17 protein-coding genes are annotated in these 15,460 nt (G+C 38.1%); 5 read left to right on the forward strand and 12 right to left on the reverse strand.

Going from position 1 to position 15,460, the window contains the following annotated elements; genetic code table 11:
* Position 1: 1 nt before the first annotated feature.
* From pta to W908_RS04720, 5 genes are all read right to left on the reverse strand, one after another.
* Positions 2-964 (reverse strand): phosphate acetyltransferase, encoded by a 963-nt coding sequence (gene pta / locus W908_RS04700; protein ID WP_053820139.1) that lies wholly within the window; start codon positions 962-964, stop codon positions 2-4.
* Between the two features lie 82 nt (positions 965-1,046).
* Complete coding sequence (sauS, locus tag W908_RS04705) at positions 1,047-3,956, reverse strand: acylating sulfoacetaldehyde dehydrogenase (RefSeq protein ID WP_053820140.1); 2,910 nt, start codon at positions 3,954-3,956, stop codon at positions 1,047-1,049.
* Between the two features lie 73 nt (positions 3,957-4,029).
* On the reverse strand, positions 4,030-4,989 hold the full coding sequence (locus W908_RS04710) for a tripartite tricarboxylate transporter substrate binding protein (RefSeq protein ID WP_053820141.1): 960 nt from the start codon (positions 4,987-4,989) through the stop codon (positions 4,030-4,032).
* 21 nt (positions 4,990-5,010) lie between these two features.
* Positions 5,011-5,442, reverse strand: a complete 432-nt coding sequence (locus W908_RS04715; protein ID WP_053820142.1) for a tripartite tricarboxylate transporter TctB family protein — start codon at positions 5,440-5,442, stop codon at positions 5,011-5,013.
* A 3-nt stretch (positions 5,443-5,445) separates the two neighbouring features.
* Positions 5,446-6,933, reverse strand: coding sequence for a tripartite tricarboxylate transporter permease (locus W908_RS04720; RefSeq protein ID WP_020024803.1), 1,488 nt, complete (start codon positions 6,931-6,933; stop codon positions 5,446-5,448).
* Positions 6,934-7,152: 219 nt separating this feature from the next.
* Between W908_RS04720 and W908_RS04725 the strand changes: the two genes are divergently transcribed.
* The 3 genes from W908_RS04725 to W908_RS04735 are packed head-to-tail and all read left to right on the forward strand — an operon-like array spanning position 7,153 to position 9,908.
* Positions 7,153-7,875: a GntR family transcriptional regulator gene (locus W908_RS04725; protein ID WP_053820143.1), complete on the forward strand. Its 723-nt coding sequence runs from the start codon at positions 7,153-7,155 to the stop codon at positions 7,873-7,875.
* A 49-nt stretch (positions 7,876-7,924) separates the two neighbouring features.
* Positions 7,925-8,650: a class II aldolase and adducin N-terminal domain-containing protein gene (locus W908_RS04730; RefSeq protein WP_053820144.1), complete on the forward strand. Its 726-nt coding sequence runs from the start codon at positions 7,925-7,927 to the stop codon at positions 8,648-8,650.
* 22 nt (positions 8,651-8,672) lie between these two features.
* Positions 8,673-9,908 carry an aminotransferase class V-fold PLP-dependent enzyme gene (locus W908_RS04735; RefSeq protein ID WP_020024806.1) on the forward strand — a complete coding sequence of 412 codons (1,236 nt, stop codon included), beginning with the start codon at positions 8,673-8,675 and terminating at the stop codon, positions 9,906-9,908.
* Positions 9,909-9,957: 49 nt separating this feature from the next.
* Here the strand turns inward: W908_RS04735 and W908_RS04740 are convergent, their stop codons facing one another.
* From W908_RS04740 to W908_RS08795, 3 genes are all read right to left on the reverse strand, one after another.
* Positions 9,958-10,323: a DoxX family protein gene (locus tag W908_RS04740; RefSeq protein WP_020024807.1), complete on the reverse strand. Its 366-nt coding sequence runs from the start codon at positions 10,321-10,323 to the stop codon at positions 9,958-9,960.
* Between the two features lie 68 nt (positions 10,324-10,391).
* Complete coding sequence (locus W908_RS04745; protein WP_053820145.1) at positions 10,392-10,655, reverse strand: hypothetical protein; 264 nt, start codon at positions 10,653-10,655, stop codon at positions 10,392-10,394.
* A 57-nt stretch (positions 10,656-10,712) separates the two neighbouring features.
* Positions 10,713-10,865 carry a hypothetical protein gene (locus W908_RS08795; protein WP_020026592.1) on the reverse strand — a complete coding sequence of 51 codons (153 nt, stop codon included), beginning with the start codon at positions 10,863-10,865 and terminating at the stop codon, positions 10,713-10,715.
* Between the two features lie 163 nt (positions 10,866-11,028).
* On the opposite strand from W908_RS08795, the gene W908_RS04750 reads away from it, so the two are divergent.
* Complete coding sequence (locus W908_RS04750; RefSeq protein ID WP_020024810.1) at positions 11,029-11,904, forward strand: LysR family transcriptional regulator; 876 nt, start codon at positions 11,029-11,031, stop codon at positions 11,902-11,904.
* Positions 11,905-11,917: 13 nt separating this feature from the next.
* On the opposite strand, the gene W908_RS04755 is transcribed toward W908_RS04750, so the two are convergent.
* Positions 11,918-12,751 (reverse strand): phytanoyl-CoA dioxygenase family protein, encoded by an 834-nt coding sequence (locus W908_RS04755; RefSeq protein ID WP_053820146.1) that lies wholly within the window; start codon positions 12,749-12,751, stop codon positions 11,918-11,920.
* A gap of 12 nt (positions 12,752-12,763) precedes the next feature.
* Positions 12,764-12,955 carry a hypothetical protein gene (locus W908_RS04760; protein ID WP_020024812.1) on the reverse strand — a complete coding sequence of 64 codons (192 nt, stop codon included), beginning with the start codon at positions 12,953-12,955 and terminating at the stop codon, positions 12,764-12,766.
* Positions 12,956-13,069: 114 nt separating this feature from the next.
* Here W908_RS04760 and W908_RS04765 point away from each other — a divergent pair, with 114 nt between their 5' ends.
* Positions 13,070-13,480, forward strand: a complete 411-nt coding sequence (locus tag W908_RS04765) for a hypothetical protein (protein WP_053820147.1) — start codon at positions 13,070-13,072, stop codon at positions 13,478-13,480.
* Here the strand turns inward: W908_RS04765 and W908_RS04770 are convergent, their stop codons facing one another.
* Together W908_RS04770 and W908_RS04775 are read right to left on the reverse strand one after the other, a co-directional pair.
* On the reverse strand, positions 13,481-14,401 hold the full coding sequence (locus tag W908_RS04770) for a pseudouridine-5'-phosphate glycosidase (protein ID WP_053820148.1): 921 nt from the start codon (positions 14,399-14,401) through the stop codon (positions 13,481-13,483). It abuts the gene before it with no gap.
* Positions 14,401-15,339, reverse strand: coding sequence for a carbohydrate kinase family protein (locus tag W908_RS04775; protein ID WP_053820149.1), 939 nt, complete (start codon positions 15,337-15,339; stop codon positions 14,401-14,403). Before W908_RS04775 ends, W908_RS04770 begins: the two co-directional genes overlap by 1 nt.
* Positions 15,340-15,460 lie beyond the last annotated feature (121 nt).

Raw genomic sequence — 15,460 nt, forward strand, 5'->3', positions numbered from 1 at the left:
GCTACTTACACTGATTTGCTGTTACAACCACCGTATTAATGATTTCATCAACGCTGCAACCTCTAGATAAGTCATTGACTGGCTTTGAGAGCCCTTGAAGGATTGGGCCAATCGCTCTAGCGCCAGAGAATCGCTGGACTAATTTATAGCCTATATTCCCAGCATCTAGATTCGGGAAGATAAACACATTAGCAGGTGGCAAGAAAGAGGAATCTGGATCTTTGATTTTTAATACATTTGGATCTAGTGCAGCATCCAGCTGAACATTACCGATAACATTAATATCTGGAAGTGATGATCTTAGAAGCTCAGTTGCCACTCTTACCTTATCCACCTCAGCATGCTTAGCACTCTGATTAGTAGAAAATGAAAGCATAGCGAGTTTAGGGCTCTGTGTTAGAAAAGATTGCGCCGTCTCGTAAGCACTTTTAGCAATCTCAGCCAACTCTTCAGAATTTGGATTAATATTCATTGCGCAGTCAGAAAAAATCAAGTTGTCACCATACATACTATGATTATCGTCAAAAACCATTAAGAACAAGCTTGAAACCAGCTTACTGCCTTCTGCAACTCCTATAAGCCTTAGCGCGCTGCTCAGTACTTCTTGGCTCGGTGTTATTGCGCCAGTAACAACCCCATCAACATCTCCCCTTTGAAGAGCCATCATAGCAAAGACACTTTTATTTGAAAGCATCTCTAATGCAGATTCGATTGTCACACCTTTATGTTTTCGAAGCTCAAATAATGTCTGCGCATATTGTGCTTTCAAATCTTCGTTTTTTGGGTTGATTGACTCTAGCCCCAAAGAAGATGCAGGCTCTTCATCAAAAAGGACTATTTGAGCTATTTTTTGATCTTTAATTGACTTGGCTGCCGCAATGATTCTGGAGTCAGTCGATTCAGGTAATAAAATTCGAGGATATTTGCTTTTAGCCTTGCTGGTTAAATCATCAAGTAATGCCATAAATGAGTCTCTTTAAGGATAGACATAGTTTACCCGAAAATGGTAAATTTTTTATATCTTGAGAATTAAACTCAATTCTAATTTAAGCCCTGCTGTATTGACTTGCAATTTTAAGTCTTTGAATTTTTCCTGAAGGACCTTTGGGTAAAGGCTCATCTACAAAAATAATCTGTCTGGGAGTTTTATATTCGCCAAGGTCAGCCTTACATAGGTCAAGAAGTTCCTTCTCATTCGCAACAAGATCGTCCTTTAAAAAGACACAGGCTGATATTTCTTCACCATAATTGTCATCCTTAATCCCAAAGGTGCACGCTTCTAATACAGCGTTATGCTTATATAAAGTATCATCAATCTCTCTTGGTGAGATGTTTTCACCACCCTTTATGATAAGCTCTTTCTTTCTTCCTGTTATGAAGAAGAACCCATCTTCATCTTCAACACCAAGGTCGCCTGTTAAAAAATAGCCATCCTCATTGAAGGCTCCAGAAGTTGCCTCTTCATTCTTAAAATATTCTAATAAAACGTTGTCACCTTTAATGACTAACTCTCCTGTATTTCCATGAGAAAGGTAACTACCGTTATCTGCAATGACTCTGACTTCATTGCCGTAAGGTTTTCCAGCAGAACCATGCTTTCCGTTGGTAGGTGGGTTGGATAGTATTTGAGCGGCTGTCTCAGTTAGTCCCATCGTTTCAATAATCTTCACACCAAACGTTTTTTCAAACTTCTTGTGAACCTCTGGTGAAAGAGGTGCTGAAGCAGAGCGACCAAATCGCAAATTTTTCAGTTCTAATGCTTTAACATTAAAATTATCATTTAATAAGTAATTAATAATCGTTGGAACAACACTAAACCAGCTGCATTCATATTTTTCAATTATTTGCCAAAAATTCTTAACGCTGAACTTGCCAACCGTCACCACGCAGCTATTACTAACTAGTGCACTTGCAATGGATACCATTTCAGCATTAATATGATAGAGCGGTAATACACAAAACGAAATATCACTCGAACTGATCTCGTGAGCGATGACCGTGTTCCTACCCCCAGCAATTACATTTTTATGAGATAAAAGAGCGCCTTTTGGAACGCCTGTTGTCCCAGATGTATAAATTAAAACTGCTGGTGTATCTGGATGAGTTAAGGTCATTGCCTCATCTAATGAATCTTCATCAGCAATCTTTAGACTATCAATTTGACTATACTCTACAACACTTGCATCTGAAGCACTCAAAATATCTTTGAACTTATCAGTGTAGAAGCGTGATGCAAAGATGATTTTGCACTCTGAGTGATCAATTGTATATTTGATTTGTTTAGAGCCTGCTAAGACGTTCAAAGGAACGATGACAACGCCATGGTACATTGCACCAACAAAAAGCAGTGTTGAGGCGTAACCATTATCAAGCATAAATCCAACCTTGTCATTTGAATGAATGTTGTTTGCTTTAAAGTAAGCGCCTAAAGCGAGTATATCTTTTTGAAGCTGACTGTATGACACCTGAAGATTTAGATCTGCATCAATTAGGTAATTTTTCTCAGGTGTATCAGAAGCATACTGATCAACTAACTTTGTCACTGTTGAGCTTTTCAAGGAGTACTTTTCCCAGTAATCCGAGAAAATATCTTTTTCAGATGGCTCATCAGGTTCAATAGTTTTGACAATTTTGGTAATGTTTAGATAGTGCTTGTAATTTAAATTTTCATCAGTGACATTGTTGCCCCAGGTTCCGCAGCCCATTGATAAAGAAAATGGAAGTGCATTATCAAAATTACCGCCAGTCGCAAAGCAGTGAGCTTGGTTGACAATAACTCTACACACTGGAAGCTCCATTCCAAGCCTTTCTATGTTGTCTTCGTTTTGGCTATGAATGCCGCACGAGTGTCCTTTACCTTGATTTTTTAAAATCAGTGTTGCAATTTCAACTGCATGACTAAAGTCTTTTGCTTTATATACTGCCAAAACAGGGGACAGCTTTTCCATTGAAAATGGATAGTCTAGACCTACATTTTGCTCCTCTACCATGAGGAATTTTGAGCTCAAATGCTTACCTTTAAGGCCAACAAGTGTAGCTATTTCGTTTGACTTCTTAGCTATGATGTCTCTATTGATAATGCCATTATCACTCCACATGCCTTGCTGGAGTATTTTTTTCTCTTGGATGTCTAAGAGGGAGCCACCCTCTTCCTCTAGAGAATTAATTAGTTCTTCATAAACACTCTTTAGAACTATGATGCTATTCTCAGAGGAGCAGCTAGTTGCATTATCAAACGTTTTTGAAGTCATAATTTTGTGAGACGCATCATTAAGATTAGCGCTCTCATCAATAATGGAGGGGACATTGCCAACTCCTACTCCAAGCGTTGGAGTCCCACTCTGAAGAGCCCTTTGAATATTGTTTTGAGAACCTGTTGCGACAATTAAATCTACAAGTCTAGATAGCTCATTGGTGTCTTCCTTGCTGATCGGCTCAGGCAGGGACTGAACAATGTTTTTTGGAGCTCCAGTTCGAGTAAGTGCTATTTGGATAAGCTCGACAACACGCGTACAAACTTTAGCACCTTTTGGTGATGGCGCAAGAATAATTGCATTTCTACACTTTAAAGCATTGATGACTTTATTAAGGGGAGTTGCAACTGGGTTTGTAGAGGGCACAACTGCCCCAATAACGCCAACAGGCCTTGCTATTTCAATGATGCCTTTTTGAACATTTTGATCAATAATGCCAACCGTTTTAACGCCCTTTAAATCTCTTAAAAGTCCCAGTGTTTTACGTCGATTTTTGCGTTTTTTATCTTCAATATTCCCAAGACCCGTATCTTTAACTGCCATCTCGGAGAGTTCTTGGTTATTTTCTGGCTGAATAATCTCCCAGGCTACCGCTAATATTAATTCATCAACTTGCTCTTGGGAGTAGTTATTGATTGTTTCTTGAGCTTTTTTCGCATTAGCGACTAGCTTTTCAATTAATGTGTTGTGTTGGATCGTCATTTTGAATTATTGTTAATAAGATTTGCTAGGGAGCAAAACTCCCTAGCAAAATTAATTTTCAATAGATTTTACTTTATTGAAGACCAGCTAAAAGATCTGTTAAATAAGCCTGTCTTTCATTCCACATGCTTATAACCTCATCTCTATTCATTATTCTTGCAGGCGAGTTAGTTGACTTCATTTTTCCTACAGTCTTATTTTCACCAAACATATTTGGCACTTTACTTGCAAGATAGTCTATAACATCCTGTGGAGTCCCTGCTGGAACCATCAATCCACGGAAGTTAACACTTGAATCATCAACGTCAACACCGCTCTCCTGAAGTGTAGGTACGTCAGGCAAGTACTCATGTCTTGATAGGTCTGCAACTGCTAATATCTTAAGATCAGCTGCACTTCTAGCCGAGTCAGAAAGGTTATTAAATCCAGCTACTGTTTCTCCAGCCTTGACCATTCTTAATGCGTCTACACCACCCGAAGCTGGGATATAAGTTAAGTTAGCACCTGAAGCCTTAGCAAACTGCAAAAATGCAATATGGTGACCAACAAACTTTCCAGCACCACTTATTGTGACAGCACCAGGATTTGCTTCTGCGTGAGCTAATAGCTCTCCAACTGTATTGAATGGGCTGTCCTTGCCAACAATTAATACCGCAGGATCTGCACCCCAGTTTCCGATTGGCTCTAGGTTGTTAATATTGTATTTTGTATCAAATACAATTGACTGAGCTATAAAGTGAGGGACATTATATGCACCTAGCATATATCCATCCTGTGAGGCTTCACTGGCAAACCAGTTCCAACCCTTTCTACCACCAGCACCAGGCTTATTAAGAATATAGATCGGCTGACCAATAAGATCCTCTTTGCCAGACGCAAGTGTTGCGATTCTAGCTTGGAAGTCTGTGGCACCACCAGGGCCATAAGCTACCATGACGCCAATAGGCTTATCAGGGTAGTCAGCCTGAGCTGGCATTAGCATCAATGATGCTATAGCAAGCAGGGCTACTTTTGTTATATTTATAATTTTCATTACTTCTCCTTTTTTTTATTATTAAAACAAACCTTCTGGAGTGCGAACCTGTAAAAGTAGTGTAAATAACCCATAAAGCGTCATAGTGAACACAATAGTGATACCCAGTTTTATGAGCAACACACGCCAAAAGTCTTTTGATTCTGAAGGCTTGCTGTAATACATCACAAGCGAAAAGAATACGATCATTGAGGCCAAATAAAAGCCTAGTATTTTGAGTAATAAGATAAATGCTGTGGCAATCGCAATGCCAGGCATTAAGTCTTTGAAATTAGTGGATTTGTCGGCATCCCCTTTCTCAAACCACAGCATCAGAGATAACACTGCAATCATCGATGAAATGAGTCTTGGGAATAGATAGTCTTCCGAGTTCCCAAGAACAAATGAAGCATAAACCAGAAATGCACTTACGAGAGTAACAAGGACAGTAGAAATTTTGATTTGTTTGTTCATATATTAGCTCTGTTTAGATTTTCGGCTTGAGTAAATACCATATGCGATAGAAACAAAGCACAAGGTAATTAACACAATGTTGATTGTTCCAGAGGTAAAGTGCTGAAAAGAGCTACCCTTTGCATTACCAATCATATTTCCAAGAAGGAACTTTTCTTCCGTCATCGTTCCTAAAATCAAACCTAAAACGACTGGAACTGGGCTAAAACCAGCTTTACTTCCAAAGTACATTAAAGTACCTAGCGTAAACATAATGAGCACATCAGAGTAATCATTTTGAATGCTGTAGGTTCCAAAAACAGCAAGCAACAAAATGCCTGCAGCCATATAGTTATCTGGAACCTTCATAATCCATTTACTATGGCGACTCAAAAAGAGTCCAATAATGAGCATCAAAACTTGAGCAATGATGAGAGAGTCAATAAAGGTCCAAACCACTTCAGTGTTTTTAGTAAAGATATCATGGCCTGGAAAAATGCCATGAATTAGCAGACCGCCCAACAAGACAGCAGCCGTAGGACTCCCAGGAATACTGAGCGTTAAAAGTGGTATTAATGAAGGCCCAACCATTGAGTTATTAGCACTCTCAGCTGCAATAATCGCTTCAGGCTCTCCCTTTCCATAGTTCGCTCGGTTAGAGCTAATTTTTTTAGACTGGTCGTAGGCAACGATGCCTGCTATTTGACCGCCTGCTCCAGGAATAATTCCAATGATTGAACCAATCAAAGAGCCAACTGATAATGCCTTGACTTTGCTAGAAACAAGTCTAAATGATTGCATCAGGGTTGAGTCCCCCGTTGCTGAAAACACTTCATTCTTCTTGCCATAAAAATTCTCTAAAAGATTCCAGACTTGGGGCATCGCAAAAAGCCCAATAAGGCCAACAACAATATGAACACCGCCTTCCAAATGATCAGTAAATACGAAGCGCTCCATCGCACTGGTTGGGTGCTCACCAATGGTTGCAAGCATGAGTCCAAATAGACCTGACATCAAACCTTTGATAACGGACTTAGAGTCTAAGGTTGCTATTATTGTAATTCCCAAAATCGCAACCCAGAAGAGTTCAGTTGACATAAATTTGAGTGAAAGTGCTGCCAAGGGTGGAGTGAAGAAAATCAGAATTAGAACGCCAAATATACCGCCAACAAAGGAACTCATGAAACAGTAGTGAAGTGCATCTTTGGCTTTACCACTTTGTGCCATTTTGTGGCCATCCATTGCTGTTGCAATATTGGCTGGTGCACCGGGCACGTTGACAAGAATTGCACTAATAGCGCCGCCAGCAACTGTTGCGGTATACATAGCGCCAAGAAGTATCAAGCCACTTTCAGGCTTCATATGAAAAGTAAAAGGAATAAGGAGTGCGACTGACATCGTTGGGCTCAGCCCAGGAAGTGCCCCTAGTATTATCCCTGCAAATGTCCCGCCAACGAGAAGCGCGATATGATAAACGGTAAATACGTTATCAAAATAGTTTAAAAATTCCATTGTGACCCCTACTCACTAATATTAATTCATATATATGAATATAAAAACTCATGTATATGAGTAAAGCATGCTACACTTGCATTATTTAATTGTCAATAAATAAAATTTACCTATCAGAAAAAAATAAGTTACATTTTGATTAAGCACTTGCTAAATCAATACTTAATTAAACAAAATAATATTTAAAATAAATACCTAATAGTTAAATCCAAAAGATTTATGACACAAAAACTCTATCAAAAAGTAATCGACCTTATCAACAATCAAATTAATAGTGGTGAGCTTATTATTGGAGATTTAATTCCTTCAGAATCACAACTCTCAAAAAAGCTTAATGTGAGTATCGGAACCGTTAGAAAGGCTATTGATAAACTTGAAAATAGAAAAGTGCTCTATAGGCACCATGGTAAAGGCACCTATGTATCTGATCATGGTTTTGACAATAGTATCTTTAATTTCTTTAGCTATGGAAAACAAGACGGCTCTTCTATTCGTATATACAAAACAACACCCATTAGGCTCAAAGAGAAAGCTTCTGCGGAAATTGCTTTTCAACTAGGAATTAATCAAGGTGATGATGTTATATATCTTGAAAGACTTGGATACATTGATAAAAAAAGCCCAATCATTGTTGAAAAATCATGGTGGGTTGCTGAAGCTGTAGAAGGCCTTCAAGACCCTTCAGTTCATATACCAGATCTCTTGTATGCTGTCATCTTTAAACAGTTTAACACTCAAATCACTTCTTCTCAGGAGGTTCTAACAGCAGGTATTACGAACGCTGAGATTGCTGAAAAACTTCATATCAATAAGGGTGATCCTGTTGTAATCTTAAATAGACATTCTTACGCAAAAGGTAAAGGCTTAGTTGAATTTAGAATTACAACGGGAAGGGCTGATATGTTTAGCTACACAACCACCATCGGAAATCCTGACGCCTAGTTCATATTTATTTTGCCTTCGTTAATTGTAGAGGTTAAACTTAGTGAATATGAACACTCAATATAATCAAGAACGCGAAGATCTAGCCGCCGCTTTTAGGTGGACTGCAAGGCTGAATATGCATGAGGCAGTCGCCAATCATTTCAGTTTAGCGGTTAATGAGAGTGGGTCCAAGTTCCTTTTAAACCCAATTGGTATGCATTTTTCAGAGATTTGTGCGAGCGACTTAATTCTAATTGACGCGAATGACACAGAAACGATGTTACAGCATAATGCACCCGACCCAACCGCTTGGGCTATTCACAGCGCCCTACATCGTAACAATCCCCAAGCTAGATGCATTCTTCATGTTCATCCAAAATATGCCACCATCTTATCCTCTCTTGATGACAAAGAGATGAAGCCTATTGATCAAAATACAATGCGTTTCTATGAGAGGGTTTCAATAGACAGGGACTTTAGCGGAATGGGGCTAGGTAAAGAGGCAGAAAGATTGAGTACTCTTTTGGGGAATAACCCAGTTCTGCTAATGGGTAACCATGGCGTTTTGACTGCTGCTAAAACGGTAGCAAGTGCCTTTGATGAATTGTATTACTTCGAGAGATCATGCCAAACTCTAATTGGAGCATACCAAACAGGAAAAAAACTTCATGTTGTAAGTCATAAAGTTGCTAAAAAGACTGCTCAGCAGTGGATAGATTATGATGCCTCTGAAATGCATTTTGAAGCCTTAAAGCGGATCCTAGATAAAGAAGAGCCAGATTACAAAAACTAAACTACCTAATAAAGGAGATATCATGCCAAAACTTGACACTGATTATGTAAGAGAACAATTCCCAGCTTTTAGTGACCCGCTAAGCTCTAAATGGTCGTTCTTTGAGAATGCAGGTGGTAGTTATGTCCCATCAAATGTGATTGAACGCTTAAATCACTTCATGACCTCTACTAAGGTTCAGCCTTATGCAGAGTTTGATACCTCAGCTATAGCCGGCGATAACATGGATAAGGCGACCAATTTTTTTGCTGAGATGATTAATGCTGATAATGATGAAATCATAATTGGTGGCTCAACCACAATGAACATGTATGTTCTCTCGAATGCTATGAAAAGCCTTTTAAAGCCAGGTGATGAAGTAATTGTCACTAACCAGGACCATGAAGCAAATGTAGGCGCCTGGAGAAGGCTTGCTGATCATGGAATGATAGTCAAGGAGTGGCAAATCAATAATGATACTGCTGAACTTGAAATAGATGACTTAAAAGCACTTTTATCTGAAAAAACAAAAATTGTTGCTGTGACTCACTGCTCAAATATTGTTGGATCTATCAACGACCTAAAATCGATTGCTGAGCTTGTCCATCAATACGATGCATACATTGTTGGAGATGGAGTCTCTTATGCTCCCCATGGATTCCCAGATGTAAAGAGCCTAGACGTTGATTTTTATGCTTTTAGTCTTTATAAGACGTATGGACCTCATTTAGGTCTTTTGTATGGAAAAAAAGAGATTCTTAATCAACTACCTAATCAAAATCATGAGTTTTTAGAGGGTGATGTGCCCTACACTCTTAATCCAGGTGGTCCAAATCATGAGGAGCTCTCATGCTTAGTTGGAGTTTATGAATACTTTATGAACCTCTTTGAGCACCACTATCCTGGTGAAAACCTTCCTATTAGAGAGAAAATTCATAAGGTAAATGAATTAATTGCAGAACATGAAAAGGAGATTGCAAATCCACTTCTTGATTACTTGAGTAATAGAAGTGACATAAGACTCATCGGCAAGAAAACAATCACTGACAAAGACAGAGCGCCAACAATTGCATTTACCATGAAAAACAAGTCATCCAAAGATTTAAGTAGTGAGCTTGTAAAGCATGGGATTGCAACAAGGAATGATAATTTCTATGCCTGGAGATGCCTAATGTCCCTTGGCATAGATGTGGATGATGGTGTGGTAAGAACCAGCATGGTTCACTACAACACTCATGATGATGTCAGTAATCTAATTAAAGCTTTAAAACAGATTTAGATTGAAAAAGCCTTCCTTAAAGTAATGGAAGGCTAATAAAAAAAACTAATTAAATCTTTGCAGAGTCGCCTAACTGATCTCTATAAAAATAAAGAATATAGGCAGCTAAAACCCCAAGCACGACAGGTGCAAATGCTCCAGGCATGCTTAACGCAATGTGAGTAATAAAACCTCCTATCATGGTACATACAAGAAGTACTGATCCAAAAACTTGTTTATTTGGCAGCCATATCAATACAACTGCAGTAACTTCGATTAAACCTGTTACATACCTGAACCATTGACCCCACCCGATCAGCTCATACATGCCAACCATTTGCTCAGCGCCTATAATTTTGAAAGCGCCTGCACTTAAAAAAGCCAGCGACAAAAGAATTTTTACAAGCGGTATTAAATATTTATTTAGTTTATTCATAATTTACTCCTATGATTTATAGAAAAAACTCTCTAAAAAGAGAGCAGTGTTATTATTGATTAGCGCCTTTATTCAGACAGTGATGTGATTTTTAACGAAGCGTGATTAACCCCGGCATTCTCTCTACTTTCAATCATATTAGGCTCTTTTAATTTCTTATCCTCGATTGAATTCATTTCGACAACTGTATATACATTACTTTCGTTACCCTTTTCATGGCCATAGGCTATAACTTTAACGTTATTTTTTTGTCTCATAGCCTCATTAGATTCGAATGCTTTCTTCCAGACCTCGTAACCTTTAGTAACTTCAAAATTTGATATTACTATCATTTTTCTCCTTTATTTTGAATAGCAGCTCCTTGAATAGGAGCTGCATGTATAAAGACTTTAATTTTCACTTTTTTCAAACATCGCCGCTTTGTCAGCATCAGTTTTTGCCGCATACTCTTCTTCCGTTAACATATGCCATCCAATACAATCTCCAGTAGGTGATCTACCACAACCACATGTACCATTTTCTTTTTTAACGTTATCCATCATTTTTTCCTTTGAGTTGTTAGATTATTGCCAGCTTTTGACTTCAGTGCTGGCGACTGATTAAATAACGCCTCTGCAGATTATTAGCGTTTAGTCATTGAAATAAAATTATAATCATTTATAATTTGCAATAAAGTCACTATTAAACAAATTACTATTACATATTATGAAACAATACTCTTTAATCGAATTAGAAACTTATCAGGCTGTTGTTGAAGCCGGAAGCTTTAACCTAGCTGCCGACAGATTGAGCACAAGCGCTGCAACTGTGAGTCGTCGCATAAGCACCCTAGAATCAGCTTTAGGTGTTAGATTGCTGAATCGTACGACTAGAAATATAAATCTAACAGAAGCTGGTGAGCAATATCTTGATGATGTTAAAAATATCTTAGAAAGCGTAGAGATCTCAGAAGAAAGAATTGGGGAAGGTAAAGCAGAAGCAAAGGGTGAGTTACGAATTGCAGCCCCGCTTAGTTTTGGCATAAAACACTTATCCCCAGTACTACCCTCATTCATGAAGAGTCATCCAAATATAATCATCAACTTAAAACTAGAAGACAGCCAGACTGATCTTCAAGCTGAAGGAATAGATATAGCGCTTCGGGTTACTCAAAATATTAAGGATTCATCCCTTATTGCAACTCCCTTATGCTCAATTCCCATTGTAATTTGCGCCTCACCAGACTATATCAATAAACATGGCAAACCTAAATCTATAAATGATATTCAAAAGTATAATTTTCTTGGATATAGCTTAGCTTCGAATAACCTTAAAACTCGACTTGGTTCAAATTCTGATCCTCGAATTGGCTTTGTGGCAAACAATGGTGACGTCATAAGAGAGGCTGCAATTAATGGTTTTGGTATTACTGCACTACCATTATTCTTGATTGAAGACGATTTAAAAAATGGAAAATTAGTAACGATAATCGACAATCAAGTTAAACCTGAAACATTATATGCCGTTAGATTGTCTCGAAGGTTTACCCCAACAAAGGTCAAAGTGATGGTTGATTATTTAAGAGATACCTTTAAAGACTAAAACAATTAAAAAACTAAACTTCTTGATATAAGGTTGGAAACATTTTTCCAGATAAATCGTCTCCATTTTTATAGCCATTCGACTCCATTATGGTTCTTTCAGCTTGGGCCCAATCCCCTCGATATTCAATCTTAGAGCCTTCTTTAGCCATTCTAAGGGTATATCGATGTATAGTACTCTTTGGTATAGACTGGCTTAAGCTTCCGTGCAGTGTTCGAATATCAAAAAAAACGCAATCACCAACTTCTAAGTCCCACTGAAGGAAGTCATAGTCCTCTTTGTTATTAAGAATATCAGGGGTGATGTCGTAGCTTTTTTCATTTACCACTCCAGCTTTTCCATCGTCGGGATGTCCCTCTTGAAATCGAGTACGAATATAAAGCTTATTCCAAAGGTGTGAACCCTTAATCCACGCAATTGCCTCCTCTTTTGGGACTGGCTCAAGTGGAAGCCATAAAACACACATCGAGCCTTCAAAGTCAAAGTATGAAATGTCATGATGAAATGGTGCCCCAGATTTAGATCCTGCTTCCCTAAGAAACCAATTATCCATGACTAGATTGACTTGACTTGCACCCATCAGCTCTGAGGCAATTTGAGCTGTTGGAGAGTTGTGAACGAAGTCTGTGAACTCATCAAAAAGATCCCAAGTCCAAAAATCTTCGAAGTAACCAGGCACGTCATCATCCTTGGTGTGTCTAACAAATCGTGGACTAGGGTTTTGAAAATCCTTAGAAATGCCCTTTCTGAGGTTTTCAATCCAGGCTCTATCGAACTTTCCTTTAATTAAGACGGCACCATCTTTCTTATACTGATCAATCTGATGAGCCTTAAGAAGTCTACTCATATTGAATAAATTTTAAATAGCGCAGCGCATGTCACTTCCACAACACATTGGCGATTTGATTTTCCCGTGGCCATTTGGACATTTTGAGATTTGGACTGAACTTCCATCATCAAGTTTGAGTGAATCATCCTTGAGGGGTTCATCACACTTAGCGCAGGTCGCATTTACACCCATTCCACAATTATCACATTCATAAGTTGCCATAAGTATTCTCCGATTAATGTATTAATATAGTAACAGAATTAGACCAATATTTCTCCAATATCTAAATCAGATATCGTGATAATTTTTCAGTAAAGGTATATCATTATATGACTCATGAAAAATGCTTTATTAATCTCAATTCTTTTACTAGGGATAAACTCTTTAGCCTTTGCAGGCGGTGATGATAGGGATCAACAGTTACCCCTTAATTCATTGAATACTGAGCAAATTAATGAGGATGAGACGCCTCGCTTTTTGGATGAGGATGAGGTCATCGTGCAGGATGAGGCCACTCAAAAGGCTCAGGAAGAAATTGAAGAACTCATTCAAACCAAACTCGCCTCTCCAGATTCTGATGTTTCAAATGGCGATGACGGCATTAATAATGATGAGTCAAACTTAAAAACGAAAACACAGTTATTTGTTAATCAGTACGTTAAATCTGACCAAGGCATTCTGATCATGCTAATCCTTTTCGTGATTGGACTGATATTAATGTTTAATTTTTTCGTTAGAGAGAAGTAACTAATCTTGTTTCGAGTAATGGAGCGCTATTTTGGCAGCTAAATTAGCGTTATTTTGAATTAATTTAATGTTGGCATCCAAACTCTTACCCTCAGTAATTTCACTAACTTTTGAAAGAAGGAACGGTGTAATCTTTTTTCCTGTTATATGTTCTTTTTCTGCCTCAATAATAGCCTGATTTATAGCCTCATTCATGATGCTTGATTCAAGCTCGTAGCCAACTGGAATAGGATTAGTTACAAGAACCCCACCATCAATACCCAGGCTCCATTTAGTCCTTAATATTTCAGCAATCTCAAGAGCAGAGTCAATCTTATAATCAACATCAAAGCCTGACTCTGATGAATAAAAAGCAGGCAATTCAGTCGTTTTATATCCAATAACAGGAACGCCTTTAGTTTCAAGATACTCAAGTGTGAGACCTATGTCTAAAATTGCTTTAGCGCCAGCACACACTACACAAACGTTTGTATTGGCCAGCTCTTCAAGGTCAGCTGAAATATCTAATGTTTTTTCAGCGCCTCTATGAACACCTCCAATTCCACCAGTAGCAAATACTGCTATCTCAGCAAGCTTTGCGATGATCATTGTCGCTGCAACGGTCGTTGAGCCAGACTGCTTTTGAGAGACTGTGATTGCAAGATCTCTTCGAGATACTTTTCTAACCTCATCATTAGTCGCTAAAAACTCAATCTCTTCGTGAGTAAGGCCAACCTTCAGCCTGCCATTAATAATTGCAATTGTTGCTGGCACAGCTTTGTTAGATCGAACTGTCTCTTCAACCATCATGGCAGTTTCAATATTCTTAGGGTAAGGCATTCCATGAGAAATAATAGTCGACTCGAGTGCGACAATTGGCTCTCCATTTTTAATTGCCTCTTCTACATCTGGGTGAAAATCAAGATAGTCACTGAATTTCATTACATTTCGTCCTTTAATAGTAATTTAATATTATGCTCCGATAAGTTCTCACTTATCGTATTTTTGCTTTGTAAAGCAATTACTGCAGCCGCAGAGGCAAACTTTGCTGTTTCTTTAACACTATTAAGATATAAAAAACCATAAATAACCCCCGCTGTAAAAGCATCTCCAGCACCATTAGCACTTTTTACATTGACCCCTTCATGCAAATAATGTCCATACTCCTCTCCATCAAAATAAAAAACACCATCCTTTCCCAGCGTAATAAAAATTTGCTTACAGCCTTTTTCAAATATTTTTTGAGCAGCATCCAACATGCTCTCGTCGTCCTTGATGGAAATACCAGAGATAAGCTCAGCCTCTAATTTATTAGGCTTAATAGTGTGAAATTTTCCGATAATATGAAGAACTTTGGAGGTTTTAGCAAAGGAAACTGGATCTAAAAATAACGGTATATGGTTATATTTTTCAACAATATACTCAATTACTTCAACTGGAATATTTGTATCGATGACAATTGCACCACAATGGTCTAAGGTATCTTTCCAGTTATTAATGTCTTGAATTGTCATTTCATCAATAATTCGCATATCAGAGATAGAAACCAACATATCGTTGTTGTCATCAAGCAATGACAAGTATTGGCTAGTTGGAAGAGTGCTATGCTTAATTAATAGAGAAGTATCAACATTTGCTGTCGTTGTCTTGTTAATTACAAAGTCACCCAGAGCATCCGCTCCCACATAAGAAAGAATCTTTGAATGAATTGAAATTCTCGCCATATTTTCTGCAATATTCCTGCCGACTCCACCTGCCGACATTTCGATCTCACCTGGGTTTGAATCGTTAAATACTAGGGGTGAATTTGATGAGCCCTGAAGATCAATATTTAAGCCGCCAATGACACAAACATAGGGTTTTGATGTATTGTTTTGCATTTAGATTTTTCAGCGTGTGAGTGAAGTTAAATCATATAATTTAGAGATATTATCTCATTATTTGAAGTGGATACTTATTGCAAAAAAAGATTTATAAATTACTATTCTAATTTATTTTGAA

The organism is Candidatus Pseudothioglobus singularis PS1, from assembly GCF_001281385.1.
In the GTDB taxonomy this organism is placed as follows: domain Bacteria; phylum Pseudomonadota; class Gammaproteobacteria; order PS1; family Pseudothioglobaceae; genus Pseudothioglobus; species Pseudothioglobus singularis.